The organism is Rheinheimera lutimaris (assembly GCF_013283795.1).
Taxonomy (GTDB): Bacteria; Pseudomonadota; Gammaproteobacteria; order Enterobacterales; family Alteromonadaceae; genus Alishewanella; species Alishewanella lutimaris.
On record NZ_JABSOD010000001.1, the window covers coordinates 263,882 to 286,672 of the forward strand.

The 22,791-nt window shown below is 51.2% G+C and carries 14 protein-coding genes; 1 reads left to right on the forward strand and 13 read right to left on the reverse strand.

Annotated features, from left to right (window positions below; all coding sequences use genetic code 11):
* Positions 1-43: 43 nt before the first annotated feature.
* The 11 genes from HRH59_RS01190 to glnK all read right to left on the reverse strand — a co-directional run bounded on the left by HRH59_RS01190 (position 44) and on the right by glnK (position 16,436).
* Positions 44-2,617, reverse strand: coding sequence for a glycoside hydrolase 5 family protein (locus tag HRH59_RS01190; RefSeq protein WP_173499436.1), 2,574 nt, complete (start codon positions 2,615-2,617; stop codon positions 44-46).
* Between the two features lie 17 nt (positions 2,618-2,634).
* Entirely contained in the window at positions 2,635-4,197 is a 1,563-nt protein-coding gene (locus HRH59_RS01195) for a sodium/sugar symporter (RefSeq protein ID WP_173499437.1), read from the reverse strand.
* A 56-nt stretch (positions 4,198-4,253) separates the two neighbouring features.
* Positions 4,254-5,234, reverse strand: a complete 981-nt coding sequence (locus HRH59_RS01200) for an aldose epimerase family protein (protein WP_173499438.1) — start codon at positions 5,232-5,234, stop codon at positions 4,254-4,256.
* Complete coding sequence (gene galK / locus HRH59_RS01205) at positions 5,231-6,385, reverse strand: galactokinase (RefSeq protein WP_173499439.1); 1,155 nt, start codon at positions 6,383-6,385, stop codon at positions 5,231-5,233. The genes HRH59_RS01200 and galK overlap by 4 nt, the downstream gene beginning before the upstream one ends.
* A 1-nt stretch (position 6,386) precedes the next feature.
* Positions 6,387-7,436 (reverse strand): UDP-glucose--hexose-1-phosphate uridylyltransferase, encoded by a 1,050-nt coding sequence (locus HRH59_RS01210; protein ID WP_173499440.1) that lies wholly within the window; start codon positions 7,434-7,436, stop codon positions 6,387-6,389.
* A gap of 24 nt (positions 7,437-7,460) precedes the next feature.
* Positions 7,461-8,504, reverse strand: coding sequence for a UDP-glucose 4-epimerase GalE (galE, locus tag HRH59_RS01215; protein WP_173499441.1), 1,044 nt, complete (start codon positions 8,502-8,504; stop codon positions 7,461-7,463).
* Positions 8,501-10,909, reverse strand: a complete 2,409-nt coding sequence (locus HRH59_RS01220) for a glycoside hydrolase family 2 TIM barrel-domain containing protein (protein ID WP_331460140.1) — start codon at positions 10,907-10,909, stop codon at positions 8,501-8,503. The genes galE and HRH59_RS01220 overlap by 4 nt, the downstream gene beginning before the upstream one ends.
* A 45-nt stretch (positions 10,910-10,954) precedes the next feature.
* Entirely contained in the window at positions 10,955-11,662 is a 708-nt protein-coding gene (locus tag HRH59_RS01225; protein ID WP_173499442.1) for an SDR family NAD(P)-dependent oxidoreductase, read from the reverse strand.
* 55 nt (positions 11,663-11,717) lie between these two features.
* Complete coding sequence (locus HRH59_RS01230) at positions 11,718-14,375, reverse strand: TonB-dependent receptor (RefSeq protein ID WP_173499443.1); 2,658 nt, start codon at positions 14,373-14,375, stop codon at positions 11,718-11,720.
* Between the two features lie 438 nt (positions 14,376-14,813).
* Entirely contained in the window at positions 14,814-16,085 is a 1,272-nt protein-coding gene (locus HRH59_RS01235; RefSeq protein WP_173499444.1) for an ammonium transporter, read from the reverse strand.
* Between the two features lie 12 nt (positions 16,086-16,097).
* Positions 16,098-16,436, reverse strand: a complete 339-nt coding sequence (gene glnK, locus HRH59_RS01240) for a P-II family nitrogen regulator (RefSeq protein ID WP_008217600.1) — start codon at positions 16,434-16,436, stop codon at positions 16,098-16,100.
* A gap of 242 nt (positions 16,437-16,678) precedes the next feature.
* On the opposite strand from glnK, the gene HRH59_RS01245 reads away from it, so the two are divergent.
* Positions 16,679-19,378, forward strand: coding sequence for a DEAD/DEAH box helicase family protein (locus tag HRH59_RS01245; protein WP_173499445.1), 2,700 nt, complete (start codon positions 16,679-16,681; stop codon positions 19,376-19,378).
* 3 nt (positions 19,379-19,381) lie between these two features.
* On the opposite strand, the gene HRH59_RS01250 is transcribed toward HRH59_RS01245, so the two are convergent.
* Both HRH59_RS01250 and acnB read right to left on the reverse strand, forming a co-directional pair.
* Positions 19,382-19,771: a YacL family protein gene (locus HRH59_RS01250; protein WP_173499446.1), complete on the reverse strand. Its 390-nt coding sequence runs from the start codon at positions 19,769-19,771 to the stop codon at positions 19,382-19,384.
* Positions 19,772-20,034: 263 nt separating this feature from the next.
* Positions 20,035-22,632, reverse strand: a complete 2,598-nt coding sequence (gene acnB, locus HRH59_RS01255) for a bifunctional aconitate hydratase 2/2-methylisocitrate dehydratase (protein ID WP_173499447.1) — start codon at positions 22,630-22,632, stop codon at positions 20,035-20,037.
* Positions 22,633-22,791: the final 159 nt, after the last annotated feature.

Sequence of the window (22,791 nt, forward strand, 5' to 3'; positions counted from 1 at the left end):
TCACAGCAACAACGCCCTAAAAGCAGATTTTAACGCTGCTTGCTCAGCGCTTAATTAAACTGACTTCTGCCAATTCAACCGCATGCCAGCCGCCAAGTGCGCCAGCACCATAAGCGCCGGTGTTAAAGCGCAATTGCACTCCTTGTAGCTGGCGTAAATCGCTGTTTTTCGGCCAGGCCTGCCCCGCTTGTGCGGCAGGTAACAATGCCGGCATAAACATCGGAAACGCCTGCGGCATCGCCGTTGCGGTGCTACGTAACGTGCTTAGCGGCAGCAGCAAATATTGCCACTCGGTGCTTACGTTAAGCTCAGCACCAAAGGCCAGGCCATCGGCATCCAGCAGCGCCAGTTCAATTTGCTCGCTTTGCTTTACTGCGCGTATTTTTATTGCCAGGGTGTTGTACCCGGCTAAATCACGCTGTTGCAGGCTGTTATCCGGCGCTGGTGTGGTGCGCAGCAGCAGTTCCGGCGCACCGGCTTGTAAATCTTCTATCGCCAGCCGTAGTGCCAGGCCTTTGCCTTGCTGGCCACTAACCAGATCCTGCCGTACCCTCTCGTCTTTCGGGTACAGGTTATTATGTCGGTCCAGCGTGGCATCAAACAGCGCTACCGGTGCATTAGGGTGCTGCAGCTGCAGGTTCCAGTACGGCATCGCCGGTACAAAGTCCCATTGCTGTGCAGAGCCCCGGCTGCTACCGGGAAATGTAACCTGCTGCTGTGGCGTAGTAACCGTTACTGCGTATTCCAGCAGGCCGCTTTGTTGCCAGACCGGTGTTTTCGGCAGGGCTACCCGGTAAATACCACCGGCAGCAGCTTGCATTGGCAAGGCAGTAAAATTACGGTGGCCGACATAGCGCAGCATCAGCTCGACCTTTTCCGGTGCTTCATTTGCACCTAACTGCAGGCTGAACTGAATATCGTCGCTCAGGCTGGCCTGGCGCTGTGGCTGATGGTACACACTTAGCTCTGAGGTCGCTGTTTTTGGCAATAAATAGCTCAGCTTGCTATCAACCTGCTTTAGCTGTGATGGCTGTTTAGCCAGCAAATAAATGCCCGGCGTTAAGCTTACCGTGCCGTTTTTGGCCTGAGTACTGAGGTTGTTACCGTCGTTAAGGCCTTTAACGTAAAAACGCTGACCTAAATCGGCCAGTTGCAGGCTTAACTGTTGTTGATTGTGATACAACCTGGCCACTTCGCGCTGCAGGCTGGCACTTTGATGCGGGTCCTGCAGTGGCTGTAAATCCGGATACAGCTCCAGTTGCCATAAACCATCGGCGCGTTTGTCTAAAAAGTAAGCACCGCTGCCACTGTACTGCGCCACTACAGAGCTGCCGACACCAGCAATTTGCTGCAGTTTTTTGCTGTTTTCCGGCTTGGCTTGATTACTGTTGCTGTAGATAAACTTGTCATCAGTATTCAGCAGACTAAGATTAGCAGCGTAATCTAAACTGACACCGCCAAACTGATTGCTGGCGGGGTAATCACCGCTGTCTTGCGCCCGTGGCAAACGCCGAAAGGCCTCAGCCGCTATCATTAAGCTGATGGCTTTGCCAGGTGTATACAACAGGTTAAGAAAATGCGTGTTGTAATCTGAATTGGTATGCGCCATCGCTGCCGGATCATAAGCAAACTGGGTTGCCCACTGAAATCCGGCCGCACGGAAACTACGCGCCATAGCCGGGTACATTACCGTGCTGGCAACGTCTGCCGCGTCAAACTCATACACCATTTTTGCTTTGCTGCTACAAGCACTGATGGCAGTAAAAGGGTTGGTATAGCGCGCTACTGCCGGCAGCATATTGGCCAGAATAGTATGGTTTTTTACCAAACCGGTCGGGTACCACTGATAGGCTACGCCATCTATACTGCTGTTGCACAGCGCCGTGGCAAAGGCTTGATCATTACCCTGCTCGCTGGTGTTATAAAACAGCGGTTTGGTTACCCCGGCCGCGCGCACGGTGGCAATTAATTTTTCAATATAGGCTGCACTTTGTGCCGCCGGTGTCTCATGTTTCGGCTCGTTAAACAGCTCGAAAGCGATAACGGTTGGATCATCGGCATAACTGACACCGGTGTAGGGATTTATATGCGTCAGAACTTGAGTCAGGTAGTTTTGCTGCGCCGCTATCGCTTTGGTCGATTGGTTCATTTGCGACTTAGTAAACAGGGTGGCAAAGCTTTGCTCGTCCGGGTCGGGTTCAGGATAACCGCTGCCCCACCAGCCAATCGGCGTAATAATGGCTTTAATATTATGCTGCCTGAGCTTAAACAGCAGATAGTCAAACAACGCCAGATGCTCGTTTTGCAGCAGGTTGCCGTCAACATCGGCTAACTGGCGATCCCACAGGTGAATACGATAGGCGTCCAGACCTAATCTGGCAATGTGCGCCACATCCATATCTATCGCCTGTTTGTGATCAACACCCAGGCGCGCCAATGCGCGATAACCGTAAGCAAAGGGCGCACTGTAATTTACGCCGAACAGAGCAACCTCTTCTCCCTGCCTCGCGCCGTTTTGCCAGTGCATTACGCCATCGGTTACCGCCACGGTATCCGCCTGAACTGCGCTATGTAACAGCGCGGCCAGTACTGTAGTAATTAAACTGATTTTTCTCATTGTTATGGCTCCTGTTGTTACCACCAGGCAGCGTAAAACGCCACCAGGATCAGGCTGACAATAGCAGCCGACAAGTTAAAGCTGCTGCGGGTACTAAACTGAATATCGTCCAGCTGCACCGCATTGGGCTGCTCGCCCTGGTTTTGATACAGCGATATCGCTATTGCCAGCAACAGACAGCTGATAAACACCAGCCCGACCCTGTCCATAAACGGCAGCTCAGGCCAGAACAATTTAAATAACAGCGATAACACTGCACTGCCGATAGCCGCCAGCAAGGCCGCCAGCGGTGTAGTACGGCGCCAGAACATACCCAGCATAAACAGCACCACTATGCCCGGCGTAAAGAAGCCGGTAAATTCCTGAATATACTGATACGCCTGATCAAATTCGCCCAACAGCGGTTTAGCCGTCATCAGGGCTACAGCCAGTGCCAGCAGGCTGACGGCACGGCCAACAAATACATAGTGCTTTTGGCTTTTCGCCGGTTTTAACTGCGAATAAATGTCCATGGTAAAAATGGTGGCAATGCTGTTAGTCATCGACGCCAGGCTGGATAAAATAGCGGCCACTAACGCAGCAAAAATCAGCCCTTTAATGCCGGATGGCATCATACTCATTAGCTGCGGATAGGCCTGATCCGGTTTATCCAGCGCCGGCAGTAATAAGGTAGCGGCAATGCCCGGCAGTACCACAATAACCGGCATTAACAGCTTTAAAAACGCGGCAAAGGCGATGCCTTTTTGCGCTTCGGCCAGATCTTTCGCCGCCAGAGTACGCTGAATAATATATTGGTTAAAGCCCCAGTAACTCAGGTTCATTACCCACATGCCGCCAATCAGCACAGAAATACCGGGCAGGCTGATATAATGCGGGTTGTCCGGCGTTAAAATCATATCGAACTTGTCCGGCGCTTCGCTCATTAAGCGGCTGAAACCAGACCAGATACCGTTGCCATCACCCAGCGCCTGCAGCGACATATAAGATAAAAACAGGCCACCGGCTACCAACAGCACCACCTGAATAATATCGGTAAAGGCCACTGCTTTTAAGCCGCCGTACAGTGAGTACGCTACCGACAAACCCGCCAGCAATAACATGCTGTTAGTTAAGCTAACACCGGTTACCGTGTTAATCGCCAGTGCCCCCAGCCATAGCACAGCAGTCAGGTTTACAAACACATACACCGCCAGCCAAAACAGTGCCATAGTAGTGCGCACGCGGTTATCAAAGCGCTGCTGTAAAAACTGCGGCATGGTGTAAATTTTGCGTTTTAAGAAAATGGGTAAAAAGTATTTACCGACAATAATCAGCGTAATAGCGCCCATCCATTCATAAGATGCGATGGCCAAACCAATAGCGTAGCCGGAACCGGACATCCCGATAATCTGTTCGGCAGAAATATTAGCCGCAATTAGAGATGCACCTATTGCCCACCAGGGCAGGCTGTTTCCGGCCAGAAAGTAGTCGTTGGTGTCTTTACTGTGGCCGGCTTTCTCGCGTGATACGGCATAAGCTATTAACAACAGCCCAAGCACATAACAGACCAGTATGGTCAGGTCTAAGTTGGTTAATGTCATAATGGTTCTTCCTGCTATCCTGTCAAAGCCAGCCATGGGGCCGGAATATTTTTATATTATTGAAAACTGTAAATAATTTCCTGCACGTACCAGTCGCCCTGCGCCAGCACTGCCGACGGGAAACCACTTTGGTTCGGTGCATCCGGCCAGTTTTGCGCTTCCAGACACAAGCCCTGACGTGGTGAAAAAGGCGCCGCCAGAAAATTGCCACTGTAAAGCTGTATGCCGGGCTGAGTGCTGTGTACCGTTAATGTCAGGCCGCTTTGGCCTGAATGCAGTTGCGCCTGCTGATGCAGCGCGTTATAAGGCTGAGCCGCAGTAACAAAACAATGGTCAAAACCCGATGCCTGCTGCAGCTGTATATCACCCTGCGCTAAAGCATCAGCGATAGTGCGCGGACTTAGAAAATCAAAGGCGCTGCCGGTTACGGCGTGCAACTGGCCGGTGGGAATACTGCTGCTGTCGGTAGGTAAATAATGCCCGGCGTTAAGCTGCAACTGATGATTCTCAATGCTGCTGCCGTCGGTATTAAGGTTAAAGTAGCAATGGTTAGTCAGATTGATCAGCGTGTCTTTATCGGCCCGGGCGCGAAAACGCATGCTGATAGCACCATCTTGTACTGTAATTTCTTGCCATACCTCTAACCGCCCGGGAAAGCCCTGCTCGCCGTCGGCGGCGCAGTAATACAGCTCAGCACTGTTTTTTGCCAGTTGCAGCACTTGCCAGGCTGCACGGTTAAACCCTATGCTGCCGCCGTGCAAACAATGGCTGGCGTTATTCACATTCAGTGTCAGCTGCTGGCCATTTAACTGGCAACGGCCATTAGCAATGCGGTTGGCAAAACGGCCGATGCTGGCGCCAAGATAAAAACTGTCGTGCAAAAACAGCTCTGGTGCCGCATAGCCCAGGGTTACCTGATGCCCGTCTACCCGAATGGCGCTGATGGTGGCGCCAAACGGCAGCAATTCAAGCTCCACGCCTTTGCCATCGGTTAAGTGCAGTGGCGACAGGCTGTTATATTGGCCCGACGCTGTCACAGCAATACCTGCTCAGCACCCTGGCTTGGCGTACAAACAAACACATCGGCAACCAAACCGGTTTTCGCCGGATACTCTGCCGCTACAGTGGCTGTTACCGCCTCAACCATCGCCTGCGGCACCAGCGCTACCACGCAGCCGCCAAAGCCACCGCCGGTCATCCGCACGCCGCCGTTAGTGCCGACAAGGTGGTTGATCATCGTCACCAGCTCATCTATCGCTGGTACAGTAATTTCGAAATCATCGCGCATTGACTGATGCGACTGCGCCATTAAGCGGCTTAAAGTAGCAATGTCATTCTGCGCCAGGGCCACAGCAGCCTGCTCAGTACGCTCATTTTCGCTTACTACATGGCGCGCCCGTTTGGCTACCAGCGGCTCCAGCTTGCTTTGGCCGGCTAAAAACGCCTGCCAGCTGACATCGCGCAGTGCTTTTACGCCAAAGGCGGCGGCCGCCTGCTCGCACTGTGCGCGGCGGGTGTTGTATTCGCTGTCTACCAGGCCACGTTTAACATTAGAGTTAATAATCATCACCGCCATACCTGTTGGCAATGGCACCGGCTGTGCAGTTAAGCTGCGGCAATCTATCAGCAAGGCCTGGCCTTGCCGGCCACAGGCAGAGATCAGCTGGTCCATAATGCCGCAGTTACAGCCAACAAAATGGTTCTCGGCGTGCTGGCCGTTCAGCGCGTTATCGCGCGGCGAAATATCAATACCCGCCAGAGTGCAGTACGTTAATCCCAACGCTACCTCAAGTGAAGCAGAAGAGCTTAAACCAACGCCCTGCGGCACATTGCCGCCGATGGCCAGATCGCAGCCCTGTAAGTCATAGCCTTGCTGCAGCAGACTGTTGGCTACACCGCGCACATAATTAGCCCACTGCCACTGAGAATGTTTGGCTATAGGTGCATTTAAACTGAACTCGTCCAACTGCATGCCATAATCCAGCGCCAGCACGCGTACCAGCTTGTCATCACGTTTATTGGCTACCACGACAGTGTCGTAATTAATGGCGCAGGGCAGCACAAAACCGTCGTTGTAGTCGGTGTGTTCACCAATTAAATTTACCCGGCCCGGTGCCCGAAACACATAAGCGGCACTGTGCTGAAACTGCCTGGCGAATGCCTGTTGAACCTGCTGAACTAAACTCATCTCAGCCTCTCTGCTGTTGTTTGTAATGTTGATTGCTTAAAGCCCGCAGCCGCTCTGCCGCTTGTTCCGGTGTCATATCGCGCTGGGTTTCCGACAGCATTTCATAACCCACCATAAACTTTTTAATACTGGCCGAGCGTAGCAGTGGCGGATAAAAGTGCGCATGAAGCTGCCAGTGTTCGTTACTGTCACCGTTATATGGCGCGCCATGCCAGCCCATTGAGTACGGGAAGGAGCACTGAAACAGGTTGTCATAACGGATGGTCAACTGTTGCAGAATATCAGCCAGTGCCAGTTGCTCACTGTCAGTAAGCTGCTCCATCCGCACGACATGCCGCTTGGGCAGCAGCAGAGTTTCAAACGGCCAACTGGCCCAAAACGGCACCACCACCAGAAAGTGTTCGTTTTCTACCACGGTACGCTCGCCGCTTTGCAACTCCTGGCCGGCATAATGCAACAGCAGGTTTTTGCCATGTTTGGCCAGATAGTCGCGCTGCGCGCTGTCTGCCTTCGCCGGTAACGTAGGTACTGAGCTGGCGGCCCAAATCTGGCCGTGTGGATGCGGGTTAGAGCAGCCATTAATAGCTCCCTTGTTTTCAAATACCTGCACCCACGTATAGTGCTGAGACAAGTCCCGGTATTGTGCGATCCAGCATCTCACTACGTCAGCAATTTCACTGACACTCAGCTCAGGCATGGTTTTACTGTGATCTGCCGAATAACAAATGACCCGGCTGGTGCCGCGTTCAGCTTTCAGTACAAACAAGTCATCATCACTGCGCCGGTAATCCGGGGTGTCCTGCATCAGGGCAGCAAAGTCGTTGGTAAACACATAAGGCTTGTTATAGGCCGGGTTTACTTCACCGTTAATCCGCGTATTGGTCGGGCACAAAAAGCAACTGCTGTCATAAGAAGGCAACGCCTCGCTACTGACTTCTTCAATCTGGCCCTGCCATGGCCGTTTAGCCCGGTGCGGCGATACCAATACCCAGTCGCCGCTTAACGGGTTATAACGGCGGTGCGGATGATCTTTAGCATTAAATTCAGACATAACGACGTTCCTGCTACTGTGTTATTAAAGGAGATCAGCTTGTTGATCGGTGCCGGTATAACCCTGCGGATTCTGCTGCTGCCAGCGCCAGCTGTCATGCACCATAGCCTCAAGGTCACGCGTAGCGCGCCAGTGCAACTGCTGATTAGCAAGGGTGGCATCGGCATAGCAGGCGGCAATATCGCCCGGCCGGCGTGGAGCAATACGGTACGGAATGGGCTTAGCACTGGCGGCAGCAAAGGCATTAAGCATTTGCAGTACAGAGACGCCGCTGCCGGTGCCTAAATTGAAAATATGACAGCCACCACTGTTAAAAAACTGCTGCAGAGCTTTAACATGGCCGTCGGCTAAATCACAAACGTGAATATAGTCCCGCACGCCGGTACCATCTGTGGTGGGGTAATCATTACCAAATACCGCCAGCTCGGGGCGCCGCCCTACCGCCACCTGGCTGATAAACGGCATCAGGTTATTCGGTATACCGTTGGGGTCTTCACCGATACGGCCGGATTCATGCGCGCCTACCGGGTTAAAATAACGCAAAATAACAGCGCTGAATTGCGGTGCAGCCACCACCAGATCTGCCAGCATTTGCTCAACCATCAGCTTACTGCGGCCATAAGGGTTGGTAGGTTGCAAGGTGAAATCTTCCCGGATAGGTACTGACACCGGGTCGCCGTATACGGTAGCTGATGAGCTGAATACTATAGTTCCAACATTAAACTGCTGCATTACTGCCAGCAATACGCCGGAGGCATTAACATTGTTGTCGTAGTAAAACAATGGCTTAGCTACAGATTCGCCCACCGCTTTGGCACCGGCGAAGTGGATTACCGCATCCGGTTGCTCGGTGGCAAAAATAGCCTGCAGCGCGCTTTTATCGCGTATATCGGCCTGATAAAAGCTGATGGTTCTGCTGCTAAGCTGCTCTACACGGCGCAGCGCTTCGCGATTACTGTTGCTCAGGTTATCTACCACAACCACACTGAAACCGGCTTGCAATAGCGCCAGGCAGGTGTGCGAGCCGATATAGCCGGCACCGCCGGTTACTAAAATACGTTGGCTCATTTTGTTTCTCCGCTTGCAGCTTTGGCTGCCAAAGCCAATTCGCTGCTGACAATATTAAAATCATCACTATAAGCACTGATAGCCGCGCCTTGCAGCGAGTCACCAATGCGCACCAATATCGCGGCTTTGCCCTGCTCTGTCAGCACCGGTTCAGGGTTAACAAGATGAATATCACCGGCCAGGCTGAATTTAATCAGTTTATCGTTTAACGGCACCAGGTTACCGCGGCTGTCGGTTAGCTCAGCATAAACAAACACCAGATCGTTAACGCCGGTTTGCGGTGCCATACCGCTGCTGTCCAGCGTTATCCGCAGTGCTGCAACGTCACCGGGTGTTGTCACGCTATGCTGTGCTACCGGTTGGTTATTAATAAAAGCTTTGGCGCTCAATGTGCCTGGCGTAAATTGTTTTACGTCAAATTCAAACGGCGGGTGCGGCAAATGCGTGGCAAAAGGGCCTGTTGCCGGTTTTTGCCGCGCAATCATTGTATCGTTTAGCCACAGCTCTACTTCATCAGCATTGCTGAATACCCGCACCTTAGTTGAAGAGCCTTCGCGCCACTCACTGGCAATATGCACCATAGGGCCTGAAGCATAGTTGTCGGATATTTGCTTAGCACTGCGCTGGCTTTGGAAAAAGTAATAGCTGTATTTGGGTAAGCGGTACAGGCTCATAATGCCGGACGCTTCCAGATCATCGGCATAACCACGGTTGTAATCGAACATTACCCAGTAGCCATCGGCAAAGGCGGGTGTAGTCAGGTTGTCGTTGTGCGCTTCCTGCAGGTTTAGCGCTTGTTGCAGTAAACGCGCTTCACCGTGGCGCAGTAACTGACGGCTGGTACGTTCTTCTTCTTTTAAATCGGCCCAGCTATCTTGCTGTAACCCGGCATTTTGCGCGTAGTATTCCCAGTCACCGTATTCAGACACATTATAAGGCTGAGTTGGTGTTTCGTAGTGCATTTGCCGGTGCTGACGTGCCTGCAGGTACATATCAAAGCCGTGCTGCCAGCCGGCAGAATAGGCACCAGGATATTCCTGCTTTACCGTATTGTGCAGCGTGGCAATAAAATTGTCCGGCATATCTGACTCATTCAGCGAGCATTCCCACGCCAGTACACTGGCATGGTTGCGATCACGTCGGATCATATCGCGGCAGGTTTGCACAATCTGCTGCTCAAACGCCGGCTCTGCCGAGTAATATTGCCAGCCCGGAATAGCATCAATTAACATCAGTCCCAGCTCATCGGCTGCAGCCATAAAGGCCGGCGAATGCGGGTAATGCGACAGACGCACATAGTCAAAGCCGGCAGATTTGATTTTTACCGCATCGCGGTAATCGGCTGCAGCAGAAGTAGCATAACCAACGTGCGGATATTCCTGGTGCCGGTTAACGCCGCGCAAAAAGGTAACTTCGCCGTTAATCAGCAATTGATGCTGAGCATTAAAAGCAAAGCTACGAATACCCAAACGGGTGTGCTGTTGTTGCAGTAATTTGCCATCCAGATACAGTGAGGTGCGCAATTGATACAGATGAGGGCTGGCCGGATGCCACAGTTTCGGCTCATGAACAATAAGCTGTTGCTGTATATGCGCTGCGCTGCCGGCTGTTAAATGAGTCGTGTCGCTGCTCACCTCTGCCACCAACTGGTCCTGATAATACAGTTGTTGCTGCAACACCGGTTGTTGGCTTTCACTGTAACGGTTAACCAGATGGGTTTGAATGTTCAGCGTCGCCTGCTCTGCGCTTACTTGCGGATATGTCACAAAGATACCGCCACCGGCGGTTTCATTGGCCAGCATTTCATCGCTGATATGCAGTGCATCCTTTACCAGCAAATTCACATCACGGTACAGGCCGCCGTAGGTGTTAAAATCCAGTTGGGCTAATGGCTTAGGCCCGGTAACCGGGTTATCACGGTTATCCAGTTTCACCTGCAGCAGGTTGTCCCCGCCTGGGACTAACTTTTCGGTTAAATCCAGCGTAAAAGGTAAATAGCCGCCCAGATGATGGCCAATTTGCTCGCCATTTAAAAATACTTCCGCTACGTTCATTGCCGCTTCAAAGCGTAACAGTACTGCTTTGTCCTGCCAATCGGCTTGCCAGCTCAGGGTTTTCTGATACCAGGCAATGCCCTGCCATTGGTTATTTACCAGCATAGGCTCTATTTGCGGCGTGTGCGGCAGCGACACAGGTTGCCAGTCTGCACTTTGTGGCATCGCGTCGGCACCAGAGGCTTTGGCAAACAGCCAGTCTTTATTTAACGTTATTCGCTGGCTGACTGCTTGCTGGTCTGCTTCAATTTTAACCAGCGGCCTGGTACTCTGCTGCTGTGGCTCTGTGGTTTTGCTGCAGCCTTGCAGCAAGCTTAAGGCGATACATAAAAAGAAAAATGAAAACTTCACCCGCTTGGTATCCTTCTGAAATTGATTAACTGATAAAGCACCGGTTTAACAAAAGTTCTGTTCGCTTTGCGGCCGAATCACCAACTCATGTAAATGCACCTGAGGCGGCGCCAGCAACATACTGATAGCAGCATCTGCCACGTCATCAGCCGATAAATAATCCGGGTTAACGTTGGCGCGAAACGCGGTATTCACCCCACCCGGATACAGCGAAAGCACCTTAACACCGCTGTTATGCAGCTCTTTGCGCAACACCTTGCTATAGCTGTCCAGCGCGGCTTTGCTGGCGCTGTACGACGCCAGGTTGGCATTAGCAAACAGGCACACCGTTGACAGCACGTTCAGCACCACACCACTGCCGCGTAGGCGCATTTGCGGCACCAACTGTGCGATAAAATTAACCGGTGCATAAAAATTTAACTGCATCATCTGCTGTAATTCCTGCCAGTGCGGTTGCTCAGCACTATGGCGTGCGGTATTAGCTCCGGCACAGTTAATCAGCATATCCACAGCGCCGTGTTCAGCCTCTGCCTCAGCACAAAAGGCTGCTATCTGCGCGCCTGCGTCCGTGCTGTTTAAGCAAAATGCACGGGCAAATACCGGTGCATCCAGTGCCAGTAAAGCCTGTGTTTGTGCCAGTTTGTCGCTGCTACGGCCACATAAGCTAAGCCGGTAACCCGCAGCTGCCAGCTTAACGGCCAAAGCGCGGCCAATGCCGGACGAGGCACCGGTAATTAAAATATGCTGAGCCATAATGCTAATATCCGCTGAAGACGGCCCATTGCAACGACACAGCGGGCCGGTGGTTTTACATGGTTAGCTGGAAGCCCAACAGGTAACGACGGCCCCATTCGCGGTAATGCGCCGGGCGGCTTGGATCGTTGTCAAAGTAACTGAGCGACAACTCGTTGGTCAGGTTCTGGCCCTGCAGCATCACTTTAAAGTTTTCGGTAAACTCGTAAGAAATACTGGCATCCACGGTGTTTTCAGCGCGGGTGCGCGTCATTTCGGTGGTACCCCAACTGCCAACTGAGGTATTGGCGCTGCGGTAGTTGTACGACACTTTGGCATCGAAACCTGCGCGGTAATACCAAAGCGTAGCGCTGCCAACATGGCGCGATAAACCACCCAGCGGGAACGGGTTGGCTACCGGAGTAAACTCGGTAATATTAGTGTCAGTAAACGAGTAGTTGGCATAGACACCTAAACCATCCAGCCAGCCTGGCAGCATTTTAAAGGCCTGCTGGTACATCAGTTCAAAACCGCGGATCTGGCCACCATCGCCATTTACCGGCCGGGTAAAGTCGTATTCAGTGCCATCTACGGTAACTTTTTCTACGCTAACACCAATGTGGCTGCTTAAATCTTTAAAGAACACCGATACCGCAGCTGCAGTATCTTCGTTCCAGTAGTATTCCAGACCTAAATCCAGCTGATCTGCGACAAAAGGATTTAACTTAGCATTACCGCCAGAGCCTGTATTTACGCCATCTTGCTGCGTATTGAGCTCAAAGCCTGAGCGCATCTCAATTAACGGCGGACGTGACATGGCGCGCGACAAGCCCAGACGCAGCTGTGCTTCCTCTGTCAACGAGAACACCATATTCAGCGACGGCAGAATTTCGCTGTAGCTGTGCTCATCAATTACCGGCGAGTAATCGGTGCTATTCATTAACTGATAACCGGAAGAGGTAGATGAGGTATGCACATAGCGCAGGCCAACATTACCGGTGTATGGAATGCTGCCTATTTCGCCAACCATTTTCAGCATGGCATAAGCGGCACTGTTGGTTTCTTCTACCCGCCAGCTACCGGCTAAATCCAGCGGCCCTTTTTCGTACTGACTACGATCATCAATACCGCCAAAGCCCTGCTGTGCAACCTGACTCCAGTTGTTAAAGCCGTATAAGTCAGGCGAGACAAAATCGCCTCCAATGGCATAGCTGTAGCCGTAATTGCTCAGGCCGTGATCAGCAACAGGTTGCTGCCACCAACTGATAACATCGTTGTTTTTATCCCGATCGGTAACACGTCCGCCCAACACTAAGGTTTCAAACACGCCCCAATCGACGCTGCGCTCAAAATCCAGCTTTAAACTGACCATTTCATCAGTGAGGTCACGGTCAGTGTCAACATTCATACCGGAAATTACATAGTTTTCCGGCTGGCTGATATGGTCGTCCACCCAAATTTGCAGTTGCTCACCGGTGTTATTCCAACGAACATCCAGCGGCGTCGGGCCGGTATAGTCTGAAGTAATATTTACCCAACGCGATTTAATGCTGGCTTCAGAGTAACCAACATCGGCCGAAACAGTCCAAACATCACCGGTCCATATACTCTTTAAGCCGGTGCTGATAAGCTCATTTTCCTGAAACCAGGTAGCATTATTAACAGAATGCGCGCCCCATAAAATGCCGCCGCCGGTGAGCTGCTGCGAACCATCATCTTTACTGATAATGGTCGGTGCCGAAGCTGAATTCTGATAGCCCCAGTTGTTTGAGCCCTGCCAGTTACCCCAGCCGTCAAACCAAAACTGATCTTCGCGCTCTTCAATATCAAACTGCGAGTAGAACAAATCATATTTCAGATTTAACCGGTCGGTGGGTTCCCATTCCAGAATGGTCAGCATACCAAGACGTTCAATATTGCCTACTTTGGTGCCGCTTTTACCGCCCCAGGGCGCGGCTTCAGTAATACCATCTTCATTGATATCGCCCTGCTCGGCCGGGTTGTTATTGTACGAGTAAAATTCGGTACCGCGCTGTACTGACGGCTGATCCTGGTAAGACACGCCAAACACTACGCCAAAGTTGTCGCTTAACTTATCCACATAGGCAAAAGCCGCCTTTTTACCGTTGCTGTCAGCACCGCTTAAATCATCGCCCAAATCATACTGCATCAGGTTGCCGCTAAGGCTAATCAACCTTGTATCGCGCGACAACGGGCTGATAAAATTCATATTAACCAGGCCGGCAATACCACCTTCAACATTGTTAGCCATCGGGCTTTTATACACTTCAACCGAGTTGATTAACTCGGCCGGGAACTGCTCGTAGCGCACATCACGGCTGGGTTCGGCGCTGACAATTTCGCGCCCGTTCATGGTAGCGATATTCAACCGGGGGCCAAGGCCACGGATAGATAAACTGCTGGCATTACCGCGGTCACGTTCCGCAGCCACGCCGGGTAAACGCGCCAGCGCATCCGCGATGGTTACATCCGGCAATTGACCAAGATCATCGGTAGAGATAATTTCAACGCTGGATTCCGCGAATTTCTTTTGCTGTAAAGACTTGCTTAACGTGGCGCCAAAGCCCCTTACCACGATAGTTTCTACCTGGTCCGCAGCGTCTGCAGGCTCAGTTACCTGAGGCTGTGCTGTAGTTTGCGCCTGCACATTTTGTATAGCAAAGCACTGCGCTATGGCCAGCGCCATAACGGTTAATTTGAAGTTTGTTGTCATTTCCTACCCCTGTCGATATCACTTGTTATTGTTTTATCTGTCGCCGGTTGCCGGCAGCTGCAGGGATAGTTTAGGTTTAAACATGACTCACCCGGACATGCTTAATACTTATCACCTGAAAGTGCCTGACCATTTATGGCGACAGAATTTATAACATACAAGGTAAACGTTTACTAAACTATTTTCCTTTAAACACAAGGAAGCAAAAGCAATAAATTGATTTAAAAGAATTTTTAATTAGAAAGCGATTTCCAAAAATCTGTAAAAAGCATAAAAAAACCCCGCGCCAAACGGCACGGGGTGTCAGATAAAAAGACAAAGGACAAGGATAGACGTAGTTTGGTGGTGACGTTCAGCTTGCGGGGGAAGTAGCAGTTTCAGCTGCTAAACCCTCGCTCGCCCGCTCCCGAAAAGTTCCACCAACTCTTTCCGGGCTGCTTACTTTACCGACGCGACGAATTCAGGGTAGGCTTCAATACCACACTCTGACGCATCCACGCCTTCATACTCGGCTTCTTCGCTAACACGAATGCCCATAACCAGTTTCAACACATACCATACCACCAGGCTGGTAATAAAAACCCAGGCAAAAATAGCAGCGGCACCAATCAGTTGGCCCACAAAGGTGGTACCCTCTTTAGTCAGCGGCACCAATAACAAACCCAATAAGCCCACGACACCGTGCACAGAAATAGCGCCCACCGGATCGTCAATTTTCAGTTTGTCCAGGCCAATAATAGACGCTACAACTAACACGCCGCCAATAGCACCGAATAAGGTTGCCTGTAGTGCTGACGGTGTAGAGGGTTCAGCGGTAATCGCTACCAAGCCGGCCAAAGCACCGTTTAATGCCATGGTTAAATCTGCTTTACGGAACAAAACAACAGACAACGCCAGCGCTGCGATAGCACCACCAGCTGCGGCAGCGTTAGTGTTTAAAAATACTACTGCAACAGCATTGGCGTTGCTGATATCACCCAGCTTTAATACCGAGCCACCGTTAAAACCAAACCAACCCATCCATAAAATCAGTGTGCCTATGGTGGCAAGCGGCATATTGGCACCCGGGATGGCATTCACTTTACCTTCTTTGCTGTACTTACCTTTGCGCGCACCCAGCAGTAATACCCCGGCAAGCGCCGCAGCAGCTCCGGCCATATGCACTATGCCTGAGCCGGCAAAATCAGAGAAACCAAACTGATCATCCAGGTTAATACCAAACATACCACTGGCGCCCCAGGTCCATGAGCCATGTACCGGATAGATAAAGCCGGTCATTACTACGGCAAAAGCTAAAAACGCCCACAGCTTCATGCGCTCTGCCACCGCGCCGGAAACAATCGACATAGCCGTAGCGACAAACACTACCTGGAAGAAGAAATCAGAGGCTGTTGAATACACCGCACCGCCGGTGAAGCCGTCTTCACGCTCAGCGAAACTGGTTAGCGTGGCATCAACATCAACCGCATTGATACCACTTAAGAAGAACTCGCCACCGTACATAAAAGCGTAACCGCAAACCAAATACATAATGCAAGCAATGGAATACAGGGCGACGTTTTTAGTTAAGATTTCGGTGGTATTTTTTGCCCGCACCAGGCCAGCTTCCAACATAGAAAAACCGGCAGCCATCCACATCACTAATACTCCGCAAATCAGGAAGTAAAAGGTGTCCATGGCATATTGTAAGTGATAAATTTGCTCTTGCATGATAACAGCTCCTTATATGGCTTCAGCGTCAGATTCGCCGGTGCGGATCCGCACAGCTTGTTCCAGGTCATAAACGAAAATTTTACCGTCGCCGATACGACCGGTATGGGCCGCTTTCTGAATAGCCTCAATTAAGCGGTCTACCTGATCATCCAGCGTGGCAATTTCCAGTTTTACCTTTGGCAGAAAATCAACCTGATACTCAGCACCACGATATAACTCGGTGTGTCCTTTCTGACGGCCGAAACCTTTTACTTCTGTTACCGTTAAACCTTCTACCCCAATGTCAGCAATGGCTTCGCGTACATCGTCCAGTTTAAACGGCTTGATGATGGCACATACAAGCTTCATAGCGTTTTCCTTTTACTTTTCTTGTGCGATTGCACAATAGACAAGAAAACCTTGTGCCACTTTTAACTTAACAATAAATATCAACAACTTAAATAAAACCGCGTGGTATTGACGAAAAAAAACGCACCTTAATGGTGCGTTTTTTCCCCGTGCAAGTGCAGTTGTAGCACTGGCTCAAGGTTGCAATTTCGTAACCACACTATGTACTATCTGCAGCCGGAAATTCTGCAGGATGCTCAACTTTGCCTTTTAGCCAACTGTTATTTCGCTACTCATGGCGGCCTTACCAGCAACGCGTGCTGGACGCCGTACACAGCCACTTAGCCGATAAGCGTTTGCATATAGTTGCGGCGCCAGGCGCCGGCAAAACCAGCCTGGGGCTTGAGGTATTCCGCCTGCTGCAGAAAAACACGCTGGTGATGTCTCCTACCCGGGTGATCCGGGATCAATGGCTACTGCGTCTGTCAGACTTTTCCGGGCAAAATAGCCAGTTTCCGCCTTGCTGGGTCAGTACTGATATACGAGCTCCCGGCGTACTAACATCTGTGACCTATCAGGCACTGCACTGGCAACTGGCTGGCACTGCATCAAAGGACAGCAGCGAATCCGAATCCGAATCCGATTCCGAGACTGAAGCAGCTGAAACTGAACCCCAAGCATTAGATAACACTGAAGTTGAATGCTTGATCTCAGCACTGCAACAACATCATATTGGCGTGCTTATTCTGGATGAGGCACACCACCTAACGAATGAGTGGTGGCGTGTATTAGATGCGTTATCCTCTGAGATGCCAGAGTTGGTGTTAGTGTCACTTACCGCCACACCACCTTATGATGCACAAAGCCATAATTGGCAACGTTATGAGCAATTGTGCGGCCCGGTTGACGAAGAGATTTCAGTGCCTGAGCTGGTTAAAGCCGGCACCTTGTGCCCTCATCAGGATTATGTTTGGACCGAAGCCATCAGCGAAAGCCAGCAACAGCAGTTTGCTGCGCATGACGATAAGGTTGTCGCCCTGTGTGACAGCCTGTTTGTGCAAGCTGAATTTAACCGCTTACTGGCGCAGCACAAATGGCTGAACAGCACTATCAGCGCCCGTGATATTTTACCCGCACCAGAGCTGGCGGCGGCCCTGCTGGCATTTTTAGCCGCCCGCCAGCAGCATCTGCCACTGGGTTTGCTGCAAATACTGGATTTTCAACCACGTGACATCCTGAAACTGGACAGACGAAACTGGCAAATACTGCTGCAAGCGGTGCTGTTTTCTGCTGATTTTGCCGCTGACAAACAACAGCAAGAGTATATAGCCGGGTTAAGACGCCAACTTAGTGCCAGTCAACTGCTGTATAAGCGCGAGCTGTTGTTGCAGACGAACCCACAATTGCAGCGGGCGTTGGCACTTAACCCGGCCAAGATAACCGCTTGCGTAAAAATCCACCAACTGGAGTATCGCCTGCGCCAGTCTAGCTTGCGTCAGGTAATTTTAACCGATTATATCCGGGACGAGCAGCTAGCTACCGGTACCGATAGCGGCGAACCTTCGCTTGGCGCCTGGCCGGTATTTCAGGCACTGTCTCAAGCAACCGAAACAGTACCAGCGATGGCGTTACTAACAGGCCGGCTTAGCCTGTTACCCACGGCTTTAGTAACAAAGCTCGCCGCTGAACTTCAACAGCTGAAACTGACTGCCAGCGCCTTTCCCGCCGCTGCGCAGTACAGCAAGCTCAGCGGGCCGTTAAACCAGCAGACCAGTTTATTTACTCTGTTGTTAAACCGTGGCCAAATTCAGCTGTTGGTCGGTACCCGGGCTTTGTTAGGTGAGGGCTGGGACGCACCGGTAGTCAATTCACTGATCCTGGCGACCTCTGTCGGCTCTTTTATGCTGACAAACCAAATGCGCGGCCGGGCGATCCGGCTGGACAACAATGTGCCCGACAAGGCCAGTAGTATCTGGCATCTGCTGGCTGTCGATACCCGCTCGTTTTATGGCTTACAGGACTTGCAAGATCTGGCACGCCGCTTTGACACCTTTGTCGGCTTATCCGAGCGTAAAAGTAGCATAGAAAGCGGTTTTGCCCGACTCAAAGCCACTGAGCTGGAGAAACTGCCAGACAGCAAGCGGCAGGTAGAACTGATCCGTACCAGTAATCAAACTATGCGCAGCAGGCTACAACAGTTTTCTCAGCTGCAACAGCGCTGGCAGCAGGCACTAACCTTGGATCATCAGGCCCAGGTTGCCCCCGGCGTAAGTAGCGAAAAAATACCAGCCATCCGCTGGTTCCATACCGCAAAAACCTTTAAGTATCTGCTGGCCCAACTAATGCTATTGGTTGTTATGGGGTCGGCGTTATCTCTGCATATGGCGCGGGCTGGGCTGTCAATTATGCTGGCCGCTTTTATGCTCTGCGTTGTCGGCGGTATGCTGTATTTGCTGCCTACTACGGTGCGCACCGTTAAAATATTGCTGCGGCATTTACCGATAGATGGTAGCTTAAAGCAAATTGGTATGGCGTTGACCGAGGCACTATGTCAAACCGGCCATATCAGTACTCCCTTTAGACGGTTAAAGGTAAGCACTGTTGAGTTAGAATGTGGCAATGTCTTTCTTGCCCTGCAAGGCAGTACTTTTTATGAATCTTCCTTGTTTGCTGATTGCTTGCACGAAATTCTTGCGCCAATCGATAACCCCAGATACCTGGTGATCCGGGCCGGCAGTTTTTGGGGCATGGCGCGTGACGACTATCATGCCGTACCACAACGGTTGGCGGTTACCAAAGAGCAAGCCGCTATTTTTTATCGCTGTTGGAGCAAATATGTAGGCCCGGGTGACCTTATTTATTGTCGCAGTGATAGCGGCAGAGACAACTTGCTAAAAGCCCGCATGCAAGCATTTTCGTCGGTGTTTAAGCCAGGTGCCAAACGTCAGGACCGCTGGTTATAGCGGTTAGTCTGCCAAAAACTGCTGCCATTCACGCAGCAGTTTCAGTAAATCTTCCAGCCCGCATTGGGTTTGCATACCCTGCTCGTCCAGCTGTAAATCATCGTCAGCCAGCTTATCTTGCTGCCGCTGTGGCAAATGTTCTGTGCCGGTATAAAACAGCGTGTTGTGGCTTAAGGTCACTTCACCGTTTTCTACCTCCAGCAAAAACTCCTTGCCCTGATACTGCATGCTTTGGCGCGGTTTTAGCGCACTTAGCTGCTGTAGCAGCGGCACATAGGCTTCAGCGTGTTGGCCAAACTCATCCAGCAAAAACCGGCCGAGTACCTCATGCTCAGCCGCTAAGCGAATGCTGAACTGCAAGGTATTACGGTCATAAATAAAGTCGTATTCCATACATGTTATCCATACGAAGAAATAGGCTGATGGTTATTTGCGCAGCTTCTCCCTGGCGGGTTTGCATCCCCAATGGGGCGACACAGGGTGTCTGAGCGAACGCACAGCGGGCGCGAGTTACTGTGTCGAGCCCGGTGGGCGTTGCAATTCCGCCCGCGCAAATAATCTTTCAGCCGGTCGCTGCTAAAATTGTAGCTGGTAGCGGTATATTAGCGAGCAGAAAAAAGGCCTGCAAATGCAGGCCTTTAGCAACATAGCTGTAATTACACCGCTTGCTGGATAATCACGTTATCCGCTTTTTTGGTGTACTGCTCCATGCGGTGGAAGTTCAGGTAACGGTAAGTATCGGCTGCGGTAGCATCGATTTGCTTCGCATATTCCAGATACTCGGCTACCGTTGGTAACTTACCGATGATAGAAGCTACCGCCGCCAACTCAGCTGAGGCTAAGTACACGTTAGCACCCTGGCCTAAACGGTTGGGGAAGTTACGCGTAGAGGTAGACACTACTGTTGAGTTTTCTGCTACACGTGCCTGGTTACCCATACACAGTGAACAGCCCGGCATTTCAGTGCGGGCACCTACTTTACCGAAAATGCTGTAGTAGCCTTCTTCAGTTAACTGCGCCTGGTCCATCTTAGTTGGTGGGGCAATCCACAGACGGGTTGGCAACTGGCCTTTGTATTTATCCAGCAACTTACCGGCCGCGCGGAAGTGGCCGATGTTGGTCATACAAGACCCGATAAACACTTCGTCGATCTTGTCGCCGGCTACGTCAGACAGTAAGCGCGCATCGTCCGGATCGTTCGGTGCACACAGTACCGGCTCTTTAATATCAGCCAGGTCAATTTCGATAATTTCACTGTACTCAGCATCGGCATCAGCAGACATCAGCTGCGGATCTTTCAGCCAAGCCTGCATCGCGTTAATACGACGCTCAATAGTGCGCACATCGCCGTAACCTTCAGAAATCATCCATTTCAACATAACAATGTTTGATTCTAAGTATTCAGCAATAGAGGCATCTGACAGCTTAATAGTACAACCGGCAGCAGAGCGCTCAGCAGAGGCATCTGATAACTCAAACGCCTGCTCTACTGTTAAGTTTGGTAAACCTTCGATTTCCAGAATACGGCCGGAGAAGATGTTCTTCTTGCCTTTCTTATCAACGGTTAACAAACCTTTTTGGATAGCAACGTACGGAATAGCATGCACTAAGTCGCGCAGAGTAATACCAGGTTGCATTTCGCCTTTAAAGCGCACCAGTACTGATTCCGGCATATCCAGTGGCATAACACCGGTAGCGGCAGCAAAAGCCACTAAACCAGAACCGGCCGGGAAGGAAATACCAATCGGGAAACGGGTGTGCGAGTCGCCACCGGTACCTACGGTATCCGGCAGTAACATACGGTTTAACCAGCTGTGGATAATACCATCGCCAGGACGCAGTGATACACCGCCACGGTTCATAATGAAATCCGGCAGCGTATGGTGGGTATCAACGTCAACCGGCTTCGGATAAGCGGCAGTGTGACAGAATGACTGCATGGTTAAATCGGCCGAGAAGCCCAAACAGGCTAAGTCTTTTAACTCATCACGCGTCATCGGGCCGGTAGTATCCTGCGAGCCCACTGTCGTCATACGTGGCTCACAGTAAGTGCCCGGACGTACACCTTTTACGCCGCAAGCTTTACCCACCATTTTCTGCGCCAGCGTAAAGCCTTTGCCAGAATCAGCTTTAGCTTGCGGACGACGGAATTTATCTGAATGATCCAGGCCTAAAAATTCACGCGCACGGTCCGTTAAGCCACGGCCGATAATCAGCGGAATACGGCCACCGGCACGCACTTCGTCAATTAATACGTCAGTTGCCAGACTGAAATCTGCCAGCACTTCACCACTACCGTGACGAACCACTTTGCCTTCGAACGGCAGAATGTCGATCACGTCACCCATTTCCAGCTTGGACACGTCTACTTCAATTGGCAGTGCACCAGAGTCTTCCATAGTATTGAAGAAGATAGGTGCAATTTTGCCGCCCAGTACAAAGCCACCGCCGCGCTTGTTTGGTACGTAAGGAATATCGTCACCCATAAACCACAGCACGGAGTTAGTCGCTGATTTACGTGATGAACCGGTACCGACTACGTCACCAACATAAGCCAGCGGGAAGCCTTTTTTGTTCAGCTCATCTAATTGCTTAATCGGGCCTACAGTACCCGGCTGATCCGGGTTAATGCCTTCACGGGCATTTTTCAGCATGGCTAAGGCATGTAGCGGAATATCAGGTCGTGACCAGGCATCCGGTGCCGGTGATAAGTCATCAGTGTTGGTTTCGCCTGACACTTTGAATACGGTAACAGTAATTTTTTCTGCTAAGGCCGGCTTGGCTTCAAACCACTCGGCATCAGCCCAGCTTTGTACTACCTGTTTGGCATACTTATTACCGGCGTCAGCTTTTTCGGTCACATCATGGAAGGCATCGAAAATCAGCAAGGTGTGCGACAGCGCTTTGGCGGCAATAGGTGCCAGCTTGTCGTTATCCAGCAGGCTGATTAACGGCTGAATATTGTAGCCACCCATCATGGTGCCCAACAGCTCAGTGGCATATTCGGCACTGATCAGGCTGCTTGACACTTCGCCGTTGGCCAGCGCGGCTAAAAAGCCGGCTTTAACGTAAGCCGCTTCGTCCACGCCAGGTGGTACACGGTTTACCAGTAAATCTACTAAGGTGTCTTCTTCGCCTTTTGGCGGATTTTTTAACAGTTCAACTAAGGCGGCTACCTGCTCTGCATTGAGCGGTTTTGGCGGTATACCTTGCGCTGCGCGCTCGGCCACATGTTCGCGATATTGTTGTAGCACAGTATGATCCTCTTGGTCGTTGCCGGCAGTCTTGCTACTGCGGCGTCATTCTTAGAATGAATGGGCGTAATTATATGAAAATTCGGGCCAGATTGACATCAGGCCGTTAACCACCCTACTTATAGTGGGTATAAATACGGTGAATATAAAACCGGATGT

Coding starts and splice junctions, on each gene's coding strand:
- HRH59_RS01190 (WP_173499436.1), bottom strand. CDS start 2,617: ATGAGAAAAATCAGTTTAATTACTACAGTACTGGCCGCGCTGTTACAT.
- HRH59_RS01195 (WP_173499437.1), bottom strand. CDS start 4,197: ATGACATTAACCAACTTAGACCTGACCATACTGGTCTGTTATGTGCTT.
- galK (WP_173499439.1), bottom strand. CDS start 6,385: ATGAGTTTAGTTCAGCAGGTTCAACAGGCATTCGCCAGGCAGTTTCAG.
- HRH59_RS01210 (WP_173499440.1), bottom strand. CDS start 7,436: ATGTCTGAATTTAATGCTAAAGATCATCCGCACCGCCGTTATAACCCG.
- galE (WP_173499441.1), bottom strand. CDS start 8,504: ATGAGCCAACGTATTTTAGTAACCGGCGGTGCCGGCTATATCGGCTCG.
- HRH59_RS01225 (WP_173499442.1), bottom strand. CDS start 11,662: ATGGCTCAGCATATTTTAATTACCGGTGCCTCGTCCGGCATTGGCCGC.
- HRH59_RS01230 (WP_173499443.1), bottom strand. CDS start 14,375: ATGACAACAAACTTCAAATTAACCGTTATGGCGCTGGCCATAGCGCAG.
- HRH59_RS01235 (WP_173499444.1), bottom strand. CDS start 16,085: ATGCAAGAGCAAATTTATCACTTACAATATGCCATGGACACCTTTTAC.
- glnK (WP_008217600.1), bottom strand. CDS start 16,436: ATGAAGCTTGTATGTGCCATCATCAAGCCGTTTAAACTGGACGATGTA.
- HRH59_RS01250 (WP_173499446.1), bottom strand. CDS start 19,771: ATGGAATACGACTTTATTTATGACCGTAATACCTTGCAGTTCAGCATT.